Raw genomic sequence first — 19,529 nt, 5'->3', positions numbered from 1 at the left:
ACATCAATATTCCCCCCTTTGGCGATAATGGGCGAAAAATCGGCGCGGCTGATATTGCCCATGGTGACGACCAACCAGAATATGTAAAGCAGCAGAGCGAAAGCCGTGCCAATAAAAATCGACCGGGTGATATTCTTAACCCCCTGAGTGCCATACAGCTTCACCAGACTGGGCACGTTGCCGTGGAAACCGTAAGAGATGATGCAGAAAGGTAGCGTCATTAAAATATAAGGCAGATATTGCGTATCAGGCAGCGCCCAGGCGTCACTGTCAATAAGTTTAGCGCCTTCGACATGCCATATCAGGCCAGAGAAGGTAGCAAAAAAGGCAACAAACTTCCCTATAATTAACACCGTTGTAATACGGCCAACCAAAAGCGAGCTGTACCATGCGATGCCACCGACCAACACGCTTACGATGATCACAGATAAGCGGGCTGGAAGATAAAATCCGCTGTATTTTTCTACCGTCTGAGAGATGACAGCAGAAGAGCCAGAAATATAAGCATAAGTTAAAATATACAAGACAAAGCCAAATGCGATACCCACCACAACATTCCATTTATGACCTAATAAATCCTGTGTGAAGGTGTTAAAACTCGCACCACCACCATAATGGAGATTGACTTCAACCAGCATCAGTCCGGTTAACAGCATCATTATGGCAATGAGCGTTAAAATAATTGATGCGCCTGGAAACCATATGCCAGCCATAGCAATCGGCAGTGAGAACATTCCGCCACCTATGACGGTGGCAATGATAAGCATCGTTCCACTCATTAAACCGGGTGTTGTTTTCTTAATAACCATGAGAAATTCTCCTGTTGACTCTTTATTATCATTTTGGCGTCATTCTGAATCCGCTGGATAATAACGGTTCTACTGCAGACCTGCCATGGCGGCAGGTCTGAAATAAAGGAAGGGTGATAGGAGAGAAACAGGGCCCCTGCGGGGCCAGGGTTGTATTAAATAAAGTCAAAACGCGCAGTAAAAAAGCGAAGTTGTTTAGGTTCATAAACAAACGTCAGACCACGAATATCTTCTTTATGCTGGTACATTTTAATGATGCCATCGGCAACAACATCCATGTGCGCGTAAGTGTAAACACGGCGTGGAATAGTGAGACGTACCGTCTCCAGTTTGGGGCGATGGTTCTCCCCCGTTTCCTTGCTACGACCGGCAGAAACAATTCCACGTTCCATACTTCGCACGCCGGTTTCCATATAGATGCTGGCTGCCAGGCTCTGCGCAGGGAACTGATCCTGCGTCAGGTGTGGACAGAAACGACGAGCATCAAGAAATACCGCATGTCCGCCCGTCGGTTCAACAATGGGTACGCCGGCTTCACGGAGTTTATCGCCCAGATAGCGCACCTGTTTGACCCGATGTTCAATATATTCATACTGCATGGCTTCACGTAGCCCAATAGCCATCGCTTCCATATCCCGACCGGCCAGCCCGCCGTATGACGGCATACCTTCATAAACGACAACCAACTCTTTTGCCGCTGAGAACATCTCCTCATCGTTCATACACAAGAAGCCGCCGATATTCACCAGACAATCTTTTTTACCGCTCATGGTGCACCCATCGGCATAGCTGAACATTTCATGCACGATATCTTTGATACTGACGTTCTCGTAGCCCGCTTCCTGCTCTTTGATAAAATAGGCATTTTCAACGCAACGGGTGGCATCGTAAAAGATCTTAATGCCATACGTGCTGGCCATTTCATGTACGGCGCGCATATTTGCCATTGAAACAGGCTGCCCACCCGCCAGATTCACGGTGACCGCAAGGCAGATATAGGCGATGTTCTCGGCGCCTTTTTCTTTAATGAGCGTCGCTAATTTATTCAGGTCAATATCACCTTTAAAGGGGAGATTCAGGCTGGCGTCATGTGCTTCATCGCGGACAATATCCACAAAGGTTGCGCCATTTTTTTCCTGATGGAAGCGGGTTGTTGTAAAGTACATATTTCCTGCGACATATTGACCGGGCTTAATGGCCAGCTGCGAGAGCAGGTTTTCCGCCCCGCGTCCCTGGTGGGTTGGAACGATGTGTTTGAAACCAAACAACTCTTTCACCGTTTTTTCGAGATGGTAGAAGTTTTCACTGCCTGCGTAGGCTTCATCACCAATCATCATCCCTGCCCACTGCTTGTCACTCATGGCATTTGTACCGCTGTCTGTCAGCAGATCGATGTAGATATCCTTTGAATTCAGTAAAAACGTGTTATAGCCCGCTTCTTGCATTTTTTTAACACGCTCATCGCGTGAGATCATTGATACGGTTTCAACACTTTTAATGCGGAAAGGCTCGGCAGGATAGTTCATGTTTATTTCTCCAGTTATCCATTTTCATACGCAGAAAAATGCGCGTCGAATAAGTCTGGTGCATAGATGAAATGCACAGGAAGATATAACAATAACCTCAGAATTGAGGTGGAAATAATACGACACCATCATGCGGGATTTATCATGCGATGAAAATAGCCGCGTCACTATGCGCGCCTTTCTGACAATGTATAAAACGTAAAAATGATTAAACATCAAAAAAGATCGGCCATGTATGCTGAATATTCATAGCGTTAGCGTAACGGCCGTCGGTCATACAGAAACAGAAAAGTCGGTTAAGGTTGATAACAATGAAAACTTATCTTTCCATTTTCTTTATAGGTAATAAATGTGACATTTTTAACCAGATAATATGAGGCAGCGATCACCTAAAAAATGAATAATCACAGCGGTTGCTTAAAATCCGTAAACTTCAATGTACATCTCCGAGTTATTAACTGAGCGGCGAATGTTAATGACGTTGAAATAAGAAAGTCGCTACAGCACTGAGACAATCCATTCATATTATCCCACTGAGGCAGGTCGCTGCCGATCAAAACTTAAATAAAGAGAACTTATGTAATAGAGCATGACTATCTGCTCGTAGTCATTTGGAAGCGAAGTGGAGGTAACGTGTTGAGGTGGATGGGTTGTGGACAGCGATGACGCTTCAGCCCGGTGAAGAAAAGGCGATGTCTTGCCATCGCCTGAGTGACCAGAAAGCATTAGCTTTCGATAAATTATTACTCCCGGGTAATCTTCATGGCCATATCAATTGATATCGCCATACTCTCCGGATTAGCCTTACCTGTCCAGGCGATGTTAAATGCCGTACCGTGATCGGCTGAAGTACGCAGGAAAGGCAATCCTGCCGTGATGTTCACCCCGTCGTAAAAGCCAAGCAGCTTAAGCGGAATATGCCCCTGATCGTGATACATGGCGACAACAATGTCGTACATGCCTTCGTTACACTGCATGAAAACGGTGTCCGGTGGACAGGGGCCGTACACATCCATGCCCTGCGCTTTCATCGCTTCGACAGCGGGCGTCAGAATACGGATCTCTTCATCGCCAAACAGACCATTTTCACCCGCATGTGGGTTTACTCCTGCCACCGCAATACGCGGTTGGGTGAAACCGACCCGGCGTAAAAAGGTATCGGCAATCCTCACCACCGTTTCCACCCGCGCCTGACTCAGCGTATCCAGAAACTTGCGCAGGGAAATATGTGTGGTGACATGAATGACTTTCAGTTTATCGGTGTAGAGCACCATCGAATAATCTTTGGTGTCCGTTAGCTTCGCGAGTAATTCGGTATGGCCCGGATAATGATGCCCTGCCAGATGCAGCGCTTCTTTATTCAGCGGCGCAGTCGCAATCGCCTTTACCTCACCACGCAGCGCCATTTCTGTCGCGCGCTTGATGCAACGGTAGGCCACGTCACCGGCTTCTGGCTGAACCACACCACATTGCAACGCTTCGGGATGCGCCACCTTCTCATCAATAATATGAAGGATGCCGGGCGTGAACCGTGCCTCAGAAACCTGGTCGATCACCCGGAGTTCAACCTGAGGTGTGATGTTCATGGCCAGTATGCGGCGGAAAGTCTCAGCGCAGCCGATAACAACCGCGGGTGAACCATTCAATGCACCTTCGGCTAACGCTTTAATAATGATTTCAGGACCGATCCCGGCAGGATCTCCCATTGTTATAGCAACAGTATTCGTCACCTGTTTTCTCCTCAACGAAGCTCAATATTTCTGAAAGGGTGGTTTCATCTCCGAAAACACCGACTTTAATCAATACAGTCAGACTCCGGCCGCGACCGGGAAAGTATCTGTATGGCGCACAATCACCCGCCCGGCCCTCAATTCTGAATCCCGTCGCGCACGATGCCGTCGCAATCTCCGCACCTGAGTAATACCGCATTTGACGGTGCGCTGCGCATCACCAACGGAACACGCACCAGGCAGCAAATCGCGTGCTGCTCACTGACGGCTTCAGCTAAAGGCGCGTTTACACACAGCGACCAGGTGTGCAAAGCACCCGCTCGATCATTTGATTATATTCAATCACAATCGATTATATGTGAGCAAGATCAATTTAATAAAGCGCCATTTTATTTATAAATTTAGTCGCTGAGTGATTGCGCTACAGCAGCATGATGAATTTCAGTCATAACCGGGGAGAAGAATGTGGCCATAATTAACAGCACGATATTAAGCGGTTCTCATGCGATAAACGCACTGGCGCCCGTCGTGGCGGGCAGAAAACGACTGCTGGTTTTAACAGATAAAAACATTGTGAATTTGCCGGCAACAGCGCAAATCCTCACACTACTGGGGCAGGATGCTCGTCAGGTAGAGCTCATTGACGATGTTCCGGCAGAGCCGACGCATACTGACGTTGAAACGGTGCTGACGCGCACGGCAGGTAAGGCCTATGATTTGGTCGTGGGTGTTGGTGGCGGAAGCGTGTTGGATGTGGCGAAGCTCCTCTCGGTTTTATGCCATGCGTCCCGTCCTTCGCTCAAGGCTCTGCTGGACGGTCAGAAAATTGAAGCGCGCTTGCCGTCGCTGCTCATTCCTTCTACCGCGGGCACAGGATCGGAATCGACCCCAAATGCCATTCTGGCCATTCCCGAGCAAAATACCAAAGTCGGTATTATTTCGCCTGTCATGCTGCCAGATTATGTTGCCCTGATACCTGAGCTGACAACCAGCATGCCCGCGCATATCGCCTCATCAACGGGAATTGATGCGCTGTGCCATTTACTTGAGTGCTACACTGCAACGATTTCGAACCCTGTCGGTGACAATGTTGCACTCATGGGGTTGTATAAATTATTCCGTCATCTGGAAACCTCCGTTAATGAACCGCATAACCTGACAGCCAAGCTGGAAATGCTGTGGGCCTCTTATTATGGCGGTGCAGCCATTGCCCATGCCGGTACCCATCTTGTTCATGCCCTGTCCTATCCCTTAGGCGGTACCTGGCATCTGCCTCACGGTGTCGCTAACGCCATTCTGCTGGCGCCCTGCATGAAAGTAGTGCGGCCCTTTGCGGTGGAGAAATTTGCCAACGTCTGGGATCTGATCCCGGAAGCCGATACCACGCTGAGTCAGGAAGAGAAATCACATGCGCTGGTTGACTATCTGGCCAAATTAGTCAAACGCCTCAACCTGCCTGATAACCTGGAAGCCCTGGGTGTGCCATCCGATGATATCGATTCCCTCAGTGAAGCGGCTCTGAACGTGAAGCGATTGATGAACAATTCGCCTTGCGTAGTCAGCCATCAGGATGTGGCTGCAATTTACCGGACACTTTTCCCCAGGATTTAATTTAAAAAAGGAGTGGGTAATGCGTAAGAAAATTGAAGGTGTGTTAACAGCTATTGTTACCCCTTTTGATAAAGAAGGCGGACTTAACCTTGATGAACTTAAGCGTCAGGTTATTCGCCAACTTAATGCGGGCAACGGTATTTTCTGTGGCGGCACTAACGGTGAGTTTTTTGTTCTTAATGAGAAAGAGAAACTCACTGTTACTGAAACCTGTGTTAATGAAGTATCGGGGCGCGGAAACGTTGTGGCGCATATTGGTGAGATTTCCACCCGCGAAACCATTCGGCTGGGCAAACAAATCGAAAAACTGGGCGTGGACGCAGTTTCGGTGATTACGCCTTATTTTGTGCCGCTTAATCAGCGCGAACTTATTCATCATTACACGGCCATTGCGGATGCCCTTTCCGTTCCGGTGTTTTTGTATAACATTCCGGCCAGGACGGGTAATACGATCGAGCCACAAACGGCCCGCACACTTGCTGAACACCCGAATATTGTTGGCGTGAAAGACAGCGCCGGAAGCTATGAAAGCCTGAAAGGTTATCTGGATGCCGTTAAGGACAGTAAAGACTTCGATGTGCTGAACGGTCCGGACTCACTGATTCACCAGGGCTATGTCGAGGGATGCTCAGCCTGTATTTCAGGCCTGGCTAACGTCGCGCCGCGTCAAATCAATGCTATCTGGTCCCGCTTCCATGCCGGAGATCGTGAAGGATCGCGGCTGGCGCAAGAGCAGGTCACGGGCTTACGCACAGACCTTTATAAAGTGGCATTTTCACCCGCAGCAGTTAAAAAAGCGTTGCAGATTTTAGGTTATAACGTGGGCGAAAGCCGTTATGCCGTTCACTTTGATACCGCACAGGAAGATGAAATCCGCAGAATCATCAACCTGTACCTGAAATGATAATAAGAAGTAATAAAACGTAAAGACAGGGAGTCGCTGTGCTCCCCGAATTTATCTTGTTATATCTGAGGCTATAATGAAAACTTTCAACGCTCAGGACACCCTGATAATTATTGGCATCGTGGTGGCTTATATTTTATTTACCACCTGGCTAACGTTTCGCTTACGCAGTAAAAACTCTGGCGATTTTATGGAAGGCTCACGCGCCATGCCCGCCTTTATTGTTGGTATTCTGCTGATGTCAGAATATATAGGGGCAAAGTCGACCATCGGCACCGCGCAGGCCGCTTTTGAAGGCGGTATTGCCGCGTCATGGTCTGTTATTGGTGCGGCAATCGGTTTTCCGTTATTTGGTATGATTCTGGTTAAACGTATTTATAACACCGGCAAAATTACCATTTCGGGCGCCATCGCTGAAAAATACGGTAGCAGTACCAAGAATATCATTTCACTGATTATGATTTATGCCCTGCTGCTGGTAAACGTGGGTAATTATGTGAGTGGTGCCGCAGCTATCGCGACGGTCTTACACGTTACCCTGCCCATTGCTGCGTTTATCACCGCTATCGTCAGTACCTTCTACTTTGCGTTTGGTGGTTTAAAGGGAATTGCCTGGGTCACCATGCTGCACAGCGCGCTGAAGTATTTTGGTATTCTGGCTATTTTGTGGTTTGCACTGTCGCAAACGGGCGGCTTCAAACCTATGATCGACGAAATGCCCGCCTATTACTGGACCTGGGATGGTAATATCGGCGTATCAACCATCGTTGCCTGGCTCATCGGTACTATTGGTTCGATTTTCTGCACACAGTTTGTTATTCAGGCTATCTCCTCAACTAAAGACGTGAAATCTGCCCAGCGCTCCACGTGGATTGCTTTCCTGTTCTGTATGCCGATTGCGCTGGCGATTGCGGTGATCGGTGTGGCCGCAAAGTACCTGCATCCAGAAATTAACAGCCTGTACGCCATGCCGGTGTTTTTGCAGGACATGAACCCCTGGCTGGCGGGTCTGGTAACGACCTCGCTGGTGGCCTCCATCTTTGTCAGCGTCAGTACCGTCGCTCTGGCGATCGCCTCACTGGTAGTGAAAGATTTCTATGTGCCTTATTTCAAACCGACGCCCGATCAGGAATTTAAAACAACGCGCTGGTTATCACTGCTGATTGGTTTCCTGCCGTTGATTTTTGTTCTGTTCGTGCCTGAAGTCTTAAAACTCTCTTTCTTTACACGTGCTATTCGTCTGTCTATTACCGTTGTTGCGGTGATTGCCTTCTACGCGCCGTTCTACAGAAGTACGCGTGGGGCAAATGCGGGCCTGGTGGGCGCCTGTGTGGTGACCTCCATCTGGTATCTGTTAGGCGATCCTTTTGGTATCAACAACATGTATATCGCGCTACTGACACCAGCATTGATTATGGCTATTGACCATATGATCCCAAGTAAAGCCCGGACCCAGGCCGCTGAAGAGGCAAAAAATGCAGCAAGCAAAGGAGAATAAAATGACCGTAACCGTAATTCGTGATGGCCATCTGAAGCCATGGGAAAAAGATGGCCGAGTAATGACGGCAATGTTGCCTTCGTCATGCCCGCAAAACCACGCCGCCAATATTTTGCCACTGCAGGACGGTTCCCTGCTCTGCGTCTGGTTTGGCGGAACACAGGAAGGGATTGCCGATATCTCCGTCTGGTGCTCTCGCTTGCCGGCAGGCGCTGACACCTGGAGCGAAGCCGTCAAACTGTCTGACAATCCCACGCGGTCTGAGCAAAACCCTGTGCTGTTTCTCGCGCCCAATAATGTTCTCTGGCTATTGTGGACGGCGCAGATCTCCGGCAATCAGGATACGGCGATTGTCCGATACCGCCAGTCCAGCGATCTTGGCCAAGCCTGGGGCCCGATCGATACGCTGTTAGATAAGCCAGGCACCTTTATCCGTCAGCCCATTACCGTTCTGGATAACGGTAACTGGTTACTGCCCGTGTTCTACTGCCGTACCCAGCCAGGTGAAAAATGGGTAGGTAATGATGATATCAGCGCGGTGAAAATTTCGTCTGATCAGGGCAAAAGCTGGCGAGATGTGGTCGTGCCAGACAGCCTGGGGTGTGTACACATGAATATCACCGCCTTGCAGGATGGTTCGCTGGTTGCCCTTTACCGCAGCCGCTGGGCGGATCATATCTATCTGAGCCGCTCCACCGATGGCGGAGAAACCTGGTCATCGCCCGAGGCCACTGTTTTACCTAACAACAACTCTTCTATTCAGGTGACGACGCTGCACAGCGGCGAGCTGGCGCTGGTATTTAACAATATGAGTGCGGCCGGGGCCACAGAACGTCGTGCCTCTCTATATGATGAGATCGATGACGGTGATGGCAGAAAAGAGCCGGAAACGACAGGCCGTACCGCATTCTGGGGGGCACCGCGCGCGCCCATGACCGTGGCTATTTCAGCGGATGGGGGCAAGACCTGGCCATGGCAGAAAAACCTCGATGAAGGCGATGGATACTGTATGACCAATAACTCTCAGGAAAAACGCAACCGTGAATTTTCCTATCCCAGCATCAAGCAGGATGCTGGGGGGACTTTGCATATCGCTTATACCTATTTTCGTCAGGCAATTAAATACGCGCGCGTCACGCCTGAGTGGGTGAAGGAGTAATCTGATGATTGTTGGAAACCTGAACAACCTGGCCCTGGCAGGATTACCTGAACCCTTACTGGCCCTGCTCCGTTTACCCTCATGCACGTTTGAGGCACTGGCAGCAAAAGATATCGGTAAATGGCAGCCAGAAAATGTTGCGTGGTTTTGTAATATTCAGCAGGCCACTACCGAAGATGCCGCGTTACGGCACACCGAATATCACCATCTTTGGGCGGATATTCAGGTGATGCTGGAAGGCGAAGAGATTATCAACGCCGGTACGCAGTCCGTCGCGAAGACGGATGATGAAGAGAAGAAACCCGATCTGTTCATCACCCGCCCCCGCGAATGGCCCGTGAGCATAACGCTACGCAAAGGGGACTTTGCGGTATTTCTGCCCGGTGAGCCTCATCAGGCGCTGTGTGCGGTCAACGAACCGATGACGGTCCGCAAAGCGGTGTTTAAAGTGCCAAAATCTATGTTAGGAGACTGAGATGCGTCACGCTATCGTCACGGGATACAGTTCCGGTATCGGCCAGGCCATCACCCATCATCTGCTAAATAACGGCTGGAAAGTGACGGGACTTAGCAGAACCCAGGGAGAGATGGCCTCACCGAACCTTAACTGGGTTGCCGTGGATTTAACGGATGCGGAACAGCTTAAGTCGGTTATCAGCACACTCGATACGCCGGATGCGTTGATACATGCAGCAGGGATGATGGTGGCCGCCCCGTTAGGCGAACTTGATAGCGCTGCCGGCACGCGCCTGTGGTCGTTGCACGTTCAGGCGGCGGAAGTCCTGGTGAACCACTTTGTGCCGATGATGCAGCCTGGCAGCAGGATTGTCATTATAGGTAGCCGCACGTCGCGAGGTGCCGCTAACCGCTCGCAGTACGCTGCAACCAAAGCGGCGCTGGTTGGCATGGTTCGCTCGTGGGGAATGGAGCTGGCACCGCGTAACATCACTGTTAACGTTGTTGCGCCTGGTGCGACCGAAACCCCCATGCTCACCCGACCTGAACGTACGTCGTCGGCCCCTATGGTTCCGCCGATTGGCCGGCTCATTCAACCAGAAGAAGTCGCCTCGCTAGTGGGTTATCTACTTAGCGAACGCGCCGCAGCCATTACGGGCCAGGAACTGGTTATCTGCGGCGGCGCCTCGCTGAAAGCGTAATGAAAGTTGCATACAAACGTAAACCAGCCTTCACCGGCTGGTTTTTTTGCGCCATGACCCTACACAGTATTCCAGATGCCAAATGCGCACTCTGAATCAGGTTTTCTGCCCCGTTCACGCGATCTGCAAAGGACTGGCTCCAGCGAGTGTTTAACCCGAAACTGTACCGGTAGGCATTCTCACGCTAGAACTCCTCAGGTTCGCCGGGAAGCGGGTCGGTCAGCTCCATCCCTTTCACCCCCGCATAGGTAATCACCAACTCGGCAGGCGTGTTCAGCGTAAAGCCGCGATGTGCGCTGTTCACCGTTTCATTTAACGCTTCGCCAGCCTGAAAGGTTTGCTGCTCACCCGTTTCTTTATCCTCAACTACAAGCGTACCTGACAGGATAAAACACGCATTCGGCATGGGATGCGTATGCCAGGGTAACGAAGAATGAGCCGGAATGGTCAGGCGCATCACGGTCAGTTCGGGTTCACCCTGCGGATAAGCGTCAATGTGTTGACCGTTCCATGCTTCACTACTTTTTAACACCTGTACGGCAACGATTTTTTTCTCTGATGATTTATCTTAATGATTCCCTGACATGGTTTCTCCTGACTCGCGTCGGCAATACTGAAATGAATAACGTGTTTAAACGTAGCCTATGATCGTGTTCGACGACGTCAATTACCCTGCCAGCGGTTAAAAACGCCAGGATAGCGCCTGATGACCATGCGGTGAATTTTTAGACAAATCATGCAGTAATGGTTATATCTTATATCGCCGCGTCAGTACGCAAGGCGGATAAATTGTATTAGGCTTTTGACATCTTTTACTGATGGGAATCGCTACTAATGAAAGGTTTATTTACGGCGCTAATCGCCAGTTCCGTATTACTGTTGTCCGCCTGCTCACCTGATAACGATCATAAAGTTAAAGTGGCGATCAACACCGGTCCCGACGAAGCTATCTGGCAGGAAGTTCAGAAAATTGCCAAAGACAAGTATCAGCTGGATGTTGAAGTGCTTAACTTCAACGATTACGTACTGCCAAACGAAGCGCTGAACAATAAAGAAGTTGATGCCAACGCCTTTCAGAGCCTCCCCTATTTGGAAGAACAGTCTAAAGAGCGTGGCTACAAATTTGCCGTTGTCGGTAAAACCTTTGTTTTCCCTATCGCTGCCTATTCTCACAAGATTAAAAACATCAGCGAACTCAAAGATGGCGATACTATTACCCTTTCTAATGAGGCCACAACGCTGGGCCGCAGTCTGTTGCTGTTGCAGGCTCAGGGCTTAATTAAGCTCAAAGACGGCGTGGGCTATTTGCCGACCTCGCTGGATATCATCGAAAACCCTAAGCATCTGAAGCTGGTTGAGGTGGATACGCCGCAGTTAACCCGTACTCTTGACGATCCAAATGTCACGCTTTCAATCATAAATACCAACTTCTCTGCCCAGGCTGGCCTGTCGGCGCGTCGCGATGGGTTGTTTATGGAAAGCGCCTCATCGCCTTACGTCAATGCCTTGGTATCACGTCAGGACAACAAAGACAGCGATAAAATCCAAAAGCTGAAGTCTGCGTTACAGTCTCCGGAAGTCGCGGCCAAAGCAGAAGAAGTTTACAAAGGTGATGCGATCAAAGGCTGGTAAAAGGCTGGCTGAAACAGGCCGCATCGTCAGCGGCCTGTTCCACGCTAGAAGTGAGGCTAAGCCGCCGCACCTTTGAGTTGAGCAGAGAGATGTCCGGCCCACAGGCTGGCAATCCATCTGACACCATTGGCGGTAAAGCGAGCCTGCGAGAAAGCATGCTGATTGTCCGCCGTACCTGAATGCAGTGTAAAGTAACCCGCCTGCAGATGGTAATGCTGGGGCCTTAAGGCTCCCTTGTCACGGAACATAATATTGCGCTCCAGCAGAAACTGGCGAAAATCTGGCTCTTTGGCTTTCAGCATTTTGCACAACTGACGGAAACCCAGAGACGTTTCAACGTTGACAAAGTGGTCAAAAAAAGCGGCTTTTGGTGCCGATTCTGCCAGTTGTTTCTCTGCTGCGCGTCGCTGTTCAAACTGTTCAGCCCAGGCACGAGCGGCTTCAGCAGGGTTCGTAAAATCTGGCAGATGAACACGCTCTTCAAGGGCCTGCCAGCGATCGAGCGCATCGGCCGTAAAACCCGGCGAAAGTCGGGCGACAGCCAGCAGAGAGTCGCGTTTATTCAGGCAGAACTCCTCACGCGTCTGGCCTTCGCGCTCATAGAGATTGACTGAAAGCGGCTGAGAAAGGCGCTGCGCCGTTTCAAGACTTTTAATTAAGCGTTTAACTTCGCCGTGCGTATTGCCGGTCATTTGGGCAATTTCACGGCTTGTCATCGTAATGGCATGATCCGTTGCTTTGAAGATTTCTGTCGATATCATCATGGGCTTTACCCCCTAATCATTCCAGACAACACCCAACGGGCAGTGGAATAATTATACAATTACCTGTTTAAATATCCAGTACTATTTTTAAGCTGATATATTAATGGAAAGCGTTACGCAAAAAGCGAGCATTGGCCAGACGGATAAAACACGACAGCGCTCTGGCGGATGATCCGCGCAAGATCGGTGCCGTCCGTAACGGTGGATGGCGGTAAAAGCGGATTAAAGATAAGCACGGATTATTGACATCAGTTTATAATGTCGGCCATAAGCAAGAGACGTCATCCGGCTCCGGCGCTCAGGTAGCCAGGTGATTCAAGAAGTGCTGAGCGAATTTACTGTGCTGCTCATCAGACAGCTTTATTTTTGATTCGGAAGAATGCGATCGTTTTGCGATTTCACGTGCACCGGATGTCACGTTTACTGGAGTAAGTTATGCAACCGTTAAGAGTCGCCTTTATCAAGGCAAACTGGCACAGCGACATTGTTTCTCAAACTCTGGCTGGCTTTAATCAGGAAATGGAAAACAGCGGCACGCCTTACGAAATTAAAACCTGGGACGTGCCTGGTGCCTTTGAGATGCCTTTACTGGCGCAGCGCCTGGCGCAGACAGGTCAGTTTGACGCCATTGTTTGTGCGGCCCTGGTCGTTGATGGTGGCATTTACCGCCACGACTTCGTGGCCCAGGCCGTGGTCAGTGGACTCATGCAGGCTCAGCTGGCTACCAATGTTCCCGTGTTTTCTGTTTCACTGACGCCGCATAATTTTCAGCCTGCCGACGAATTCGTGCGTTTTTATACCGAGCATTTTGTGAAAAAAGGTAAAGAAGCGGCACGCGCCGTTTGTCAGGTTCACGCCATTTCGCTCTAAAACCTGCCCGTCCATGAATGTCATCAGCCGGCACTCCAATGCTGAAGTGCCGCTGAGTCTGCCAGCGTTTCAGGAGACCTTATGGAATCACCACGTCAGCCTTTACCCCCGTTTAACGATGTACAGGATGCGATAAAGAAAGTGCGCCTGGCAGAGGATGCCTGGAACAGCCGGGATCCCGAACGTGTTTCTCTGGCCTATTCTCCCGACAGCGCATGGCGAAATCGCGATAGGTTTATTACGGGCCGGGCCGAAATTGTGGCGTTTTTACGAGACAAATGGCAAAGGGAAGCAGAGTATCGGTTGATCAAAGAGTTGTGGAGTTTTCATTCAAATCGTATCGCCGTGCGCTTTGCCTATGAGTGGCATGACAGCCAGGCAAACTGGTTCCGTTCCTACGGCAATGAGAACTGGGAATTTGATGAGAATGGCTACATGGTGAAACGCCATGCCAGCATTAACGACGTGGCCATTACCGACAGTCAGCGACTGTTTCACTGGCCTCAGGGCCGCCGACCGGACGATCATCCCTCTCTCAGTGAACTGGGGCTATAGGCATTCATTAACAGGCGCTATGGGTGATCCAAATTGCCATCGTGCCTCATGTGTCATGTGTCATCAAAAGCACAACGGCTGTCGTCAAGGGCGAGATTAACGCCATAAAGCACTGAGGTCACGGGCACTACACGGCAGGTCGACGTCAGCAGAGAGATAACCTGCTGCCGTCGTAACGCTATCTGAACGATCGCCAGGCAGTGAAATTCACGACCTGGCGTTAGCAGGACAGATTAGCCCTGTTCCTGCGTCTGTGCCGGCTGGGGTTCTCTCTGTTTAGGTTGTTCAACAAAGGTCGCCTTATTACGAGTCACGGTATAAGCCACTTTTTTAACGTCTTCAGGTGACGTTGTCACTTCAAGTGGATCAATAGTTACCCGCCCCAGGCCAAACAACGTGCGCACATAACCGCCGACTTCATGTTTACCCGCGGGAACATGAAGGATTTTGCTTTCACCATTGGGCAGTTCGCCTGCATCTTTACCATCTACCGTCAGATAAATATGTGAACCGTCATCCGCACGCGTAATCACGTGTGAAACATCGATCTGGGTCTGTCCGGTCGTAAAATCATCCGCTGCCGCAGCGGGGGGATTGGCGGCGGGATGCCGGGCGCATCCGGCTAATGTTGTGGCGACCGCAAGTGCGGTAAAAAGATTACGATAACGCATTATAGCTGTCTTACTCCCTGGCAAATGAACGCATTATTTTAGCCGTTTCACTGAACGATGGAAGCCCGGAAACGCTCGGTATGCTCTTAAAATTGTCAGGAAATGAGGGAAAAAGTAAGCGGCGTTATTTTTTCACAGAACGTCATGCAGGATATCAGCCTACCTCATGCGAGGTGACAGAATACCGGGCAGTCTGGCGCCGTAGCGCCAGACATTTTTCCGGTTAGCTAAACACCATGCCACCGTCTACCAGTAACGACTGTCCGGTGATGTAATCAGAATCCGGGCCGGCAAGAAATGCGACACAGGCTGCGACATCTTCGGGTTCTGATAACCGACCAAGCGTGATTCTTTTCGCAAACTCCTGAGTACCATAACCCACGGGTTTGCCTGCCGCTTCGGAAATCTGCCTGTCGATCTCCGCCCACATCGGTGTTTTAACAATACCAGGACAAAAGCCATTTACGGTGATCCCCGCCGGTGCCAGATCCCGTGCGGCAGTTTGTGTCAGGCCCCGAACAGCAAACTTGCTTGAGCTGTAAACTGCCAGCTCGGGATTGCCGACATGCCCGGCCTGAGAGCAGGCGTTAATAATTTTTCCGCCATGACCTTCAGACGCGAACGCTTTTATCGCGGCCTGCATGCCCCAGATCACGCCTTTGACATTAACGTCGTAAACCTTGTTGATGACCTCTTCGGTGATTTCATCAATGGGCGTTGAGGGCGCGACACCTGCGTTATTCACAATGACGTTAAAATCACCCAATACGCTGCGCGCTTCTTCAACGGCATGAAATACCTGATCCCGTTTTGTTACATCCACCTTGATGGCCAGCGCACGGCCGCCATCTTTCTTGATCTTTTCCGCAACCTGCGACGCGGTTTCAATATTGTAATCAGCCACGGCCACGGCAAATCCGTCTTTTGCCAGACGTAAGGCTATCGCCTCACCAATGCCCTGACCCGCACCTGTCACAAGCGCAACCCGCATTTTCATCATCGTTTCCTTATTCCGTTGAAATTAAAGTAACTGGCTGAGATGAAGCTGCCCCATCAGCAAGTGGTTATCGGCGTAATCCACTGGCACTGCCACAACAGCAGGCCCCTGAACATCCATCGCTTTGCGCAGCGTGGGTTCCAGTTCGGAGGCACTGTTCACCGCGAATCCCGCCGCACCGAATGCTTCCGCATAGGCTTTAAAATCAATGGGCCCAAAGTTCACGCCTGAAACACGCTGATATTTTTTCTCTTCCTGCATCGCCACCATGTTGTAAGCATTATCGACCCAGACAATGTGTAAAATGTTGGCGTTGAGCCTGACGGCGGTTTCCAGCTCCATGCTTGACTGCAGGAAGCCGCCATCTCCTGAAACCGAGACGACTTTACGCTGTGGATCGACCAGCCAGGCACCAATCGCCCAGGGCAAGGCCACGCCCATGGTTTGCTGCCCGTTAGAAATCATGATTTGGCGCGCGCGGAAGCTGTAGAGATAGCGGGCAATCCAGATATGGAAGCTGCCCATATCAACGGTGAGGCTGACGTCGCTGTTGATAATGTCCTGCATTGCACGCACGATGCGCAGCGGATGAAGAGCAAACTGATTCAGGCTCGCGCCCTGTAATGCAAGTAACTGCCGCTGCTGCTGACGGTCCTCAAGGATACTGGCAGCCTCCTTGCTGAGCTGTAACGGCTGGCTGACCTTTTGTGCCAGTTTACGCAGCGTGGCGGCGATGTTGCCGACCAGCTCCGCATCTGGCAAATAGCGGTTGTCCGTTTCCGCTGGCACAACGTCAATGTGGATTAAGGTGGCATTCCCGCTGTTCCACATGGCAGGTTCATACTCAACCGGGCTGTAGCCGATGGTAATAATCAGGTCGGCCTGTTGCAGCAGCTTGTCGCCTGCCTGATTGTTGAAAAGTCCCACGCGACCGGCAAAACGGGAAAAGTGCTCCTGACGAACGGCACCCGCAGCCTGATACGTGCTGGTTACCGGGATATGGCTGCGGTTTAACAGATCGTGAATGGCTTCGCTATTCTCAGGCTGGCTTGCCATCAGGCCCAGCAAGATCACGGGATTTTTTGCGTGGGCGATCTCACGACTGACCGCATCAATCATCACATCCGGTGCCGCACCCAGCGTGATGCGGCCGTGATGGCTCAGCACCTTACCCGTGACCGGCTGATCAACGATATCCTGTGGCAGGCTGACAAACGCACCGCCGCCGCGACCGTGTTCAGCGTGACGAAACGCGTTTGATACACATTCCGCCAGTGCCGACGAGTCGGTGACTTCAACCGCATATTTTGTCACCGGGCGGAACATGGATACGGTATCAAGACTCTGGTGAACCTGCTTGGCGCTGTCGGAGCGTTTGACCGCGCCCCCAATAGCCACCACCGGGTCGCCCTCACTGGTTGCGGTAGCCATACCGGTTACCAGGTTTGAGCAGCCCGGGCCGGATGTGACCAGCGCCACGCCAGCGTTACCCGTCAGACGGCCTACTGCCGCGGCCATAAAGGCGGCATTCGCCTCATGCCGCACGGGGATGGTCTGAATGGAAGAATCCAGCAGGGAATCAAATACCTTATCAATTTTTGCACCAGGGATGCCAAACACATGGCTGACGCCTTGCGCTTCAAGTTGCGCGACAACCAGGTCTGCACCGCAGTGCCAGAGTGTCGTATCAGAGAGAGTTTTCATATTTCAGGCCTCGTGATTAGCTTTCGACAGAACGGATGGCATCATCCAGATTTTCCGGCGTCAGGTTGGCATTAAGAAAGTCGGCGTTTTCAGGTAAATCGATCACCAGCTTGCTGATGGCACCAAAAGTCAGCGTGCCCTGCTCCAGCACATAATCCAGGATATGCCCACCGCCGGTTCTGTCGTCTGTGATGAAATGTTCGTGATATCCCGCGACGTTGATACCCTGCATGTACTGCGGCGTGCGGAAGCCAATAAGCTCGCCATGGCGGTGCATGAATTCAAATATGGGCTGGTTTCCCAGAACTTCAGGCATCGATCGGTAAGGCCGGCACTGGCACGGAACGGTACGCGTCTGGACGGATGAAAAATGTCCGCTTACACGCAGTGCACAAAACTGGTTGTCGGAGGTGATTTCACTGTCGATAAGCTGGTGCAGCGCATCGCGCTGAACCGCGCGTTCAAAAACGTGTTTATGCTGGGGTTGAAAAAAGGTCATTACCGCAAATGGCGTTTTCTGGTCAGGATCAGCAGGCCGGGCACTGCCATCGGCGCGCAGCTGATACACATTGCTGTCGAACGCAATGAGTTCACCATCCAGCTGATTGAAGGTTCCCAGACCAAAGTCACCTTTGCGCAGTAAGTCAGCAATCCTGGTTTCACCGTCATAAACACCACTCAGCAGCGCACTCATCAAAGAGGTTTGATACATAACACTTTCTGGCATGTTTTTTCGCAGCTTTTGAACGGTATCTTTTAGTTGATCCTCGCAGGAACAATCAGTTACAAAATTGCTCATCGGATGCCTCGTAGGTTAACTGTTAAGCCGTGTTAACATAATGGTGACCCTGTTTGCGGACAGAATCCAATAGCAAAACCTGTAAACTTTGAGACGTTTTTAATATGGAACTGCGCCATCTACGTTATTTCGTTGCTGTCGCTCAAACGCAGCACTTTACCCGAGCGGCCGAACTGCTTGGCATTTCGCAGCCGCCACTCAGTCAGCAAATTCAGCGACTGGAGCATGAAATCGGTACGCCGCTGTTAAAACGACTGACGCGCGGTGTGGAACTGACGGATGCAGGAAAAACATTTCTGGCGGATGCGATTGAAATCATTCAACTCGCCGATCATGCGCTGGAAAAGGCGAAAGGCGTTGCCCGGGGGATCTCTGGCAAAATGTCGCTGGGCTTTGCCAGTTCGGTGGCATTTGATCCCAACGTCTTTGAGATTATACGGCGATTTAAAGATCGCTATCCCGCCCTGGAGCTGATGACGCGGGAAGAGAACATGTCATTGCTTATTCAGGATCTCCAGGAGGGGTTGCTGGACGCGGCATTTCTTCGTCTTCCCTGCGAAAGCAGTAAATCGTTTAATTTGCGCGTCATTTCTACCGAACGGATGCTGCTGGCTTTACCTGCTGCGCATCCTCTGCAACAAAAATCCAGCATCGCGCTGAGCGAACTGGTGCAGGAAACCTTAATTATTTTTCCGCGAGACGTTTCACCCAGCCTGTATGAGCTTATTGTCAGTGCCTGTTTGCGCGCGGGTTTCTCCTCATCGTCTTTTCAGCAGGCTCCGCAAATCAGTTCTTCTCTAGGTATGGTCGGCGCAGGTTGCGGTATAGCCCTTATACCTGAATCGATGGTTTGCGTGCAGAATCCGCAGATTTGCTTCCGGGAAATCGCTAACAATACGCTTTTTACCGATGTGGCTTTTGCCTGGCGGCGGAATAATGCGTCTAAAGCGGTTAACCATCTGTTGTCGCTGATTTCAGAAGGTCACAGCGTAAACTGATGCACTGCTGTTCGCAGCCTTTTTCATCCGCTCATGGCCGTCTTCCTTATTCAGGGTAAAAATTTAGCGGTTGAGTTCCATCCCGTTTTAATAAACACATTTTGCTGGCACGTCTTATTTTCTGCTCTGCCGTCGATGAAAAAAG

19 protein-coding genes are annotated in these 19,529 nt (G+C 50.7%); 10 read left to right on the top strand and 9 right to left on the bottom strand.

Annotated features, from left to right (window positions below):
• The 3 genes from NYE92_RS01715 to NYE92_RS01705 form a co-directional block, all read right to left on the bottom strand.
• Positions 1–809 (bottom strand): aromatic amino acid transport family protein (locus NYE92_RS01715; RefSeq protein ID WP_309600920.1); only part of this gene is annotated, 809 nt, incomplete at its 3' end.
• Positions 810–964: 155 nt separating this feature from the next.
• The gene (locus tag NYE92_RS01710) at positions 965–2,335 is read right to left on the bottom strand and encodes a tyrosine phenol-lyase (RefSeq protein WP_259018427.1); all 1,371 of its coding nucleotides are present in this window, start codon (positions 2,333–2,335) and stop codon (positions 965–967) included.
• A 743-nt stretch (positions 2,336–3,078) separates the two neighbouring features.
• Entirely contained in the window at positions 3,079–4,065 is a 987-nt protein-coding gene (locus NYE92_RS01705) for a D-threonate 4-phosphate dehydrogenase (protein WP_014333076.1), read from the bottom strand.
• A gap of 465 nt (positions 4,066–4,530) precedes the next feature.
• Here NYE92_RS01705 and NYE92_RS01700 point away from each other — a divergent pair, with 465 nt between their 5' ends.
• The 6 genes from NYE92_RS01700 to NYE92_RS01675 all read left to right on the top strand — a co-directional run bounded on the left by NYE92_RS01700 (position 4,531) and on the right by NYE92_RS01675 (position 10,394).
• On the top strand, positions 4,531–5,676 hold the full coding sequence (locus NYE92_RS01700; RefSeq protein ID WP_013027815.1) for an iron-containing alcohol dehydrogenase: 1,146 nt from the start codon (positions 4,531–4,533) through the stop codon (positions 5,674–5,676).
• A 19-nt stretch (positions 5,677–5,695) separates the two neighbouring features.
• Positions 5,696–6,580 (top strand): dihydrodipicolinate synthase family protein, encoded by an 885-nt coding sequence (locus tag NYE92_RS01695; RefSeq protein WP_210452074.1) that lies wholly within the window; start codon positions 5,696–5,698, stop codon positions 6,578–6,580.
• A 76-nt stretch (positions 6,581–6,656) separates the two neighbouring features.
• Positions 6,657–8,078, top strand: a complete 1,422-nt coding sequence (locus NYE92_RS01690) for a sodium:solute symporter family protein (RefSeq protein ID WP_013027813.1) — start codon at positions 6,657–6,659, stop codon at positions 8,076–8,078.
• A 1-nt stretch (position 8,079) separates the two neighbouring features.
• Positions 8,080–9,237, top strand: coding sequence for an exo-alpha-sialidase (locus NYE92_RS01685; protein ID WP_259018426.1), 1,158 nt, complete (start codon positions 8,080–8,082; stop codon positions 9,235–9,237).
• A gap of 4 nt (positions 9,238–9,241) precedes the next feature.
• On the top strand, positions 9,242–9,712 hold the full coding sequence (locus NYE92_RS01680) for a YhcH/YjgK/YiaL family protein (protein WP_013027811.1): 471 nt from the start codon (positions 9,242–9,244) through the stop codon (positions 9,710–9,712).
• A gap of 1 nt (position 9,713) precedes the next feature.
• Entirely contained in the window at positions 9,714–10,394 is a 681-nt protein-coding gene (locus NYE92_RS01675) for an SDR family NAD(P)-dependent oxidoreductase (protein ID WP_078829093.1), read from the top strand.
• A gap of 184 nt (positions 10,395–10,578) precedes the next feature.
• Here NYE92_RS01675 and NYE92_RS01670 read toward each other — a convergent pair whose 3' ends face one another.
• Complete coding sequence (locus NYE92_RS01670; RefSeq protein ID WP_259018438.1) at positions 10,579–10,941, bottom strand: cupin domain-containing protein; 363 nt, start codon at positions 10,939–10,941, stop codon at positions 10,579–10,581.
• Positions 10,942–11,228: 287 nt separating this feature from the next.
• Here NYE92_RS01670 and NYE92_RS01665 point away from each other — a divergent pair, with 287 nt between their 5' ends.
• The gene (locus tag NYE92_RS01665) at positions 11,229–12,026 is read left to right on the top strand and encodes a MetQ/NlpA family ABC transporter substrate-binding protein (RefSeq protein WP_013027808.1); all 798 of its coding nucleotides are present in this window, start codon (positions 11,229–11,231) and stop codon (positions 12,024–12,026) included.
• Positions 12,027–12,082: 56 nt separating this feature from the next.
• Here NYE92_RS01665 and NYE92_RS01660 read toward each other — a convergent pair whose 3' ends face one another.
• Complete coding sequence (locus NYE92_RS01660; RefSeq protein ID WP_014333068.1) at positions 12,083–12,790, bottom strand: phage antirepressor KilAC domain-containing protein; 708 nt, start codon at positions 12,788–12,790, stop codon at positions 12,083–12,085.
• A gap of 435 nt (positions 12,791–13,225) precedes the next feature.
• On the opposite strand from NYE92_RS01660, the gene NYE92_RS01655 reads away from it, so the two are divergent.
• Positions 13,226–13,660 (top strand): 6,7-dimethyl-8-ribityllumazine synthase, encoded by a 435-nt coding sequence (locus NYE92_RS01655; protein ID WP_013027806.1) that lies wholly within the window; start codon positions 13,226–13,228, stop codon positions 13,658–13,660.
• Positions 13,661–13,741: 81 nt separating this feature from the next.
• Positions 13,742–14,215 (top strand): nuclear transport factor 2 family protein, encoded by a 474-nt coding sequence (locus tag NYE92_RS01650; RefSeq protein ID WP_014333065.1) that lies wholly within the window; start codon positions 13,742–13,744, stop codon positions 14,213–14,215.
• A gap of 233 nt (positions 14,216–14,448) precedes the next feature.
• On the opposite strand, the gene NYE92_RS01645 is transcribed toward NYE92_RS01650, so the two are convergent.
• The 4 genes from NYE92_RS01645 to budA form a co-directional block, all read right to left on the bottom strand.
• A complete protein-coding gene (locus NYE92_RS01645; protein WP_072137346.1) occupies positions 14,449–14,886 on the bottom strand; it encodes a hypothetical protein in 438 nt (145 codons plus the stop codon).
• Between the two features lie 223 nt (positions 14,887–15,109).
• Entirely contained in the window at positions 15,110–15,883 is a 774-nt protein-coding gene (locus NYE92_RS01640; RefSeq protein WP_014604596.1) for a (S)-acetoin forming diacetyl reductase, read from the bottom strand.
• A gap of 24 nt (positions 15,884–15,907) precedes the next feature.
• Positions 15,908–17,587 (bottom strand): acetolactate synthase AlsS, encoded by a 1,680-nt coding sequence (alsS, locus tag NYE92_RS01635; RefSeq protein WP_014604595.1) that lies wholly within the window; start codon positions 17,585–17,587, stop codon positions 15,908–15,910.
• Between the two features lie 16 nt (positions 17,588–17,603).
• Positions 17,604–18,386 (bottom strand): acetolactate decarboxylase, encoded by a 783-nt coding sequence (budA, locus tag NYE92_RS01630; protein ID WP_259018425.1) that lies wholly within the window; start codon positions 18,384–18,386, stop codon positions 17,604–17,606.
• 104 nt (positions 18,387–18,490) lie between these two features.
• Here budA and NYE92_RS01625 point away from each other — a divergent pair, with 104 nt between their 5' ends.
• Positions 18,491–19,384 carry a LysR family transcriptional regulator gene (locus NYE92_RS01625; RefSeq protein ID WP_019105852.1) on the top strand — a complete coding sequence of 298 codons (894 nt, stop codon included), beginning with the start codon at positions 18,491–18,493 and terminating at the stop codon, positions 19,382–19,384.
• Positions 19,385–19,529 lie beyond the last annotated feature (145 nt).

The sequence above is a fragment of the Pantoea sp. B566 genome (assembly GCF_024793925.1).
In the GTDB taxonomy this organism is placed as follows: Bacteria; Pseudomonadota; Gammaproteobacteria; order Enterobacterales; family Enterobacteriaceae; genus Pantoea; species Pantoea ananatis.
This window is presented reverse-complemented; position numbering and strand designations above follow the sequence as displayed.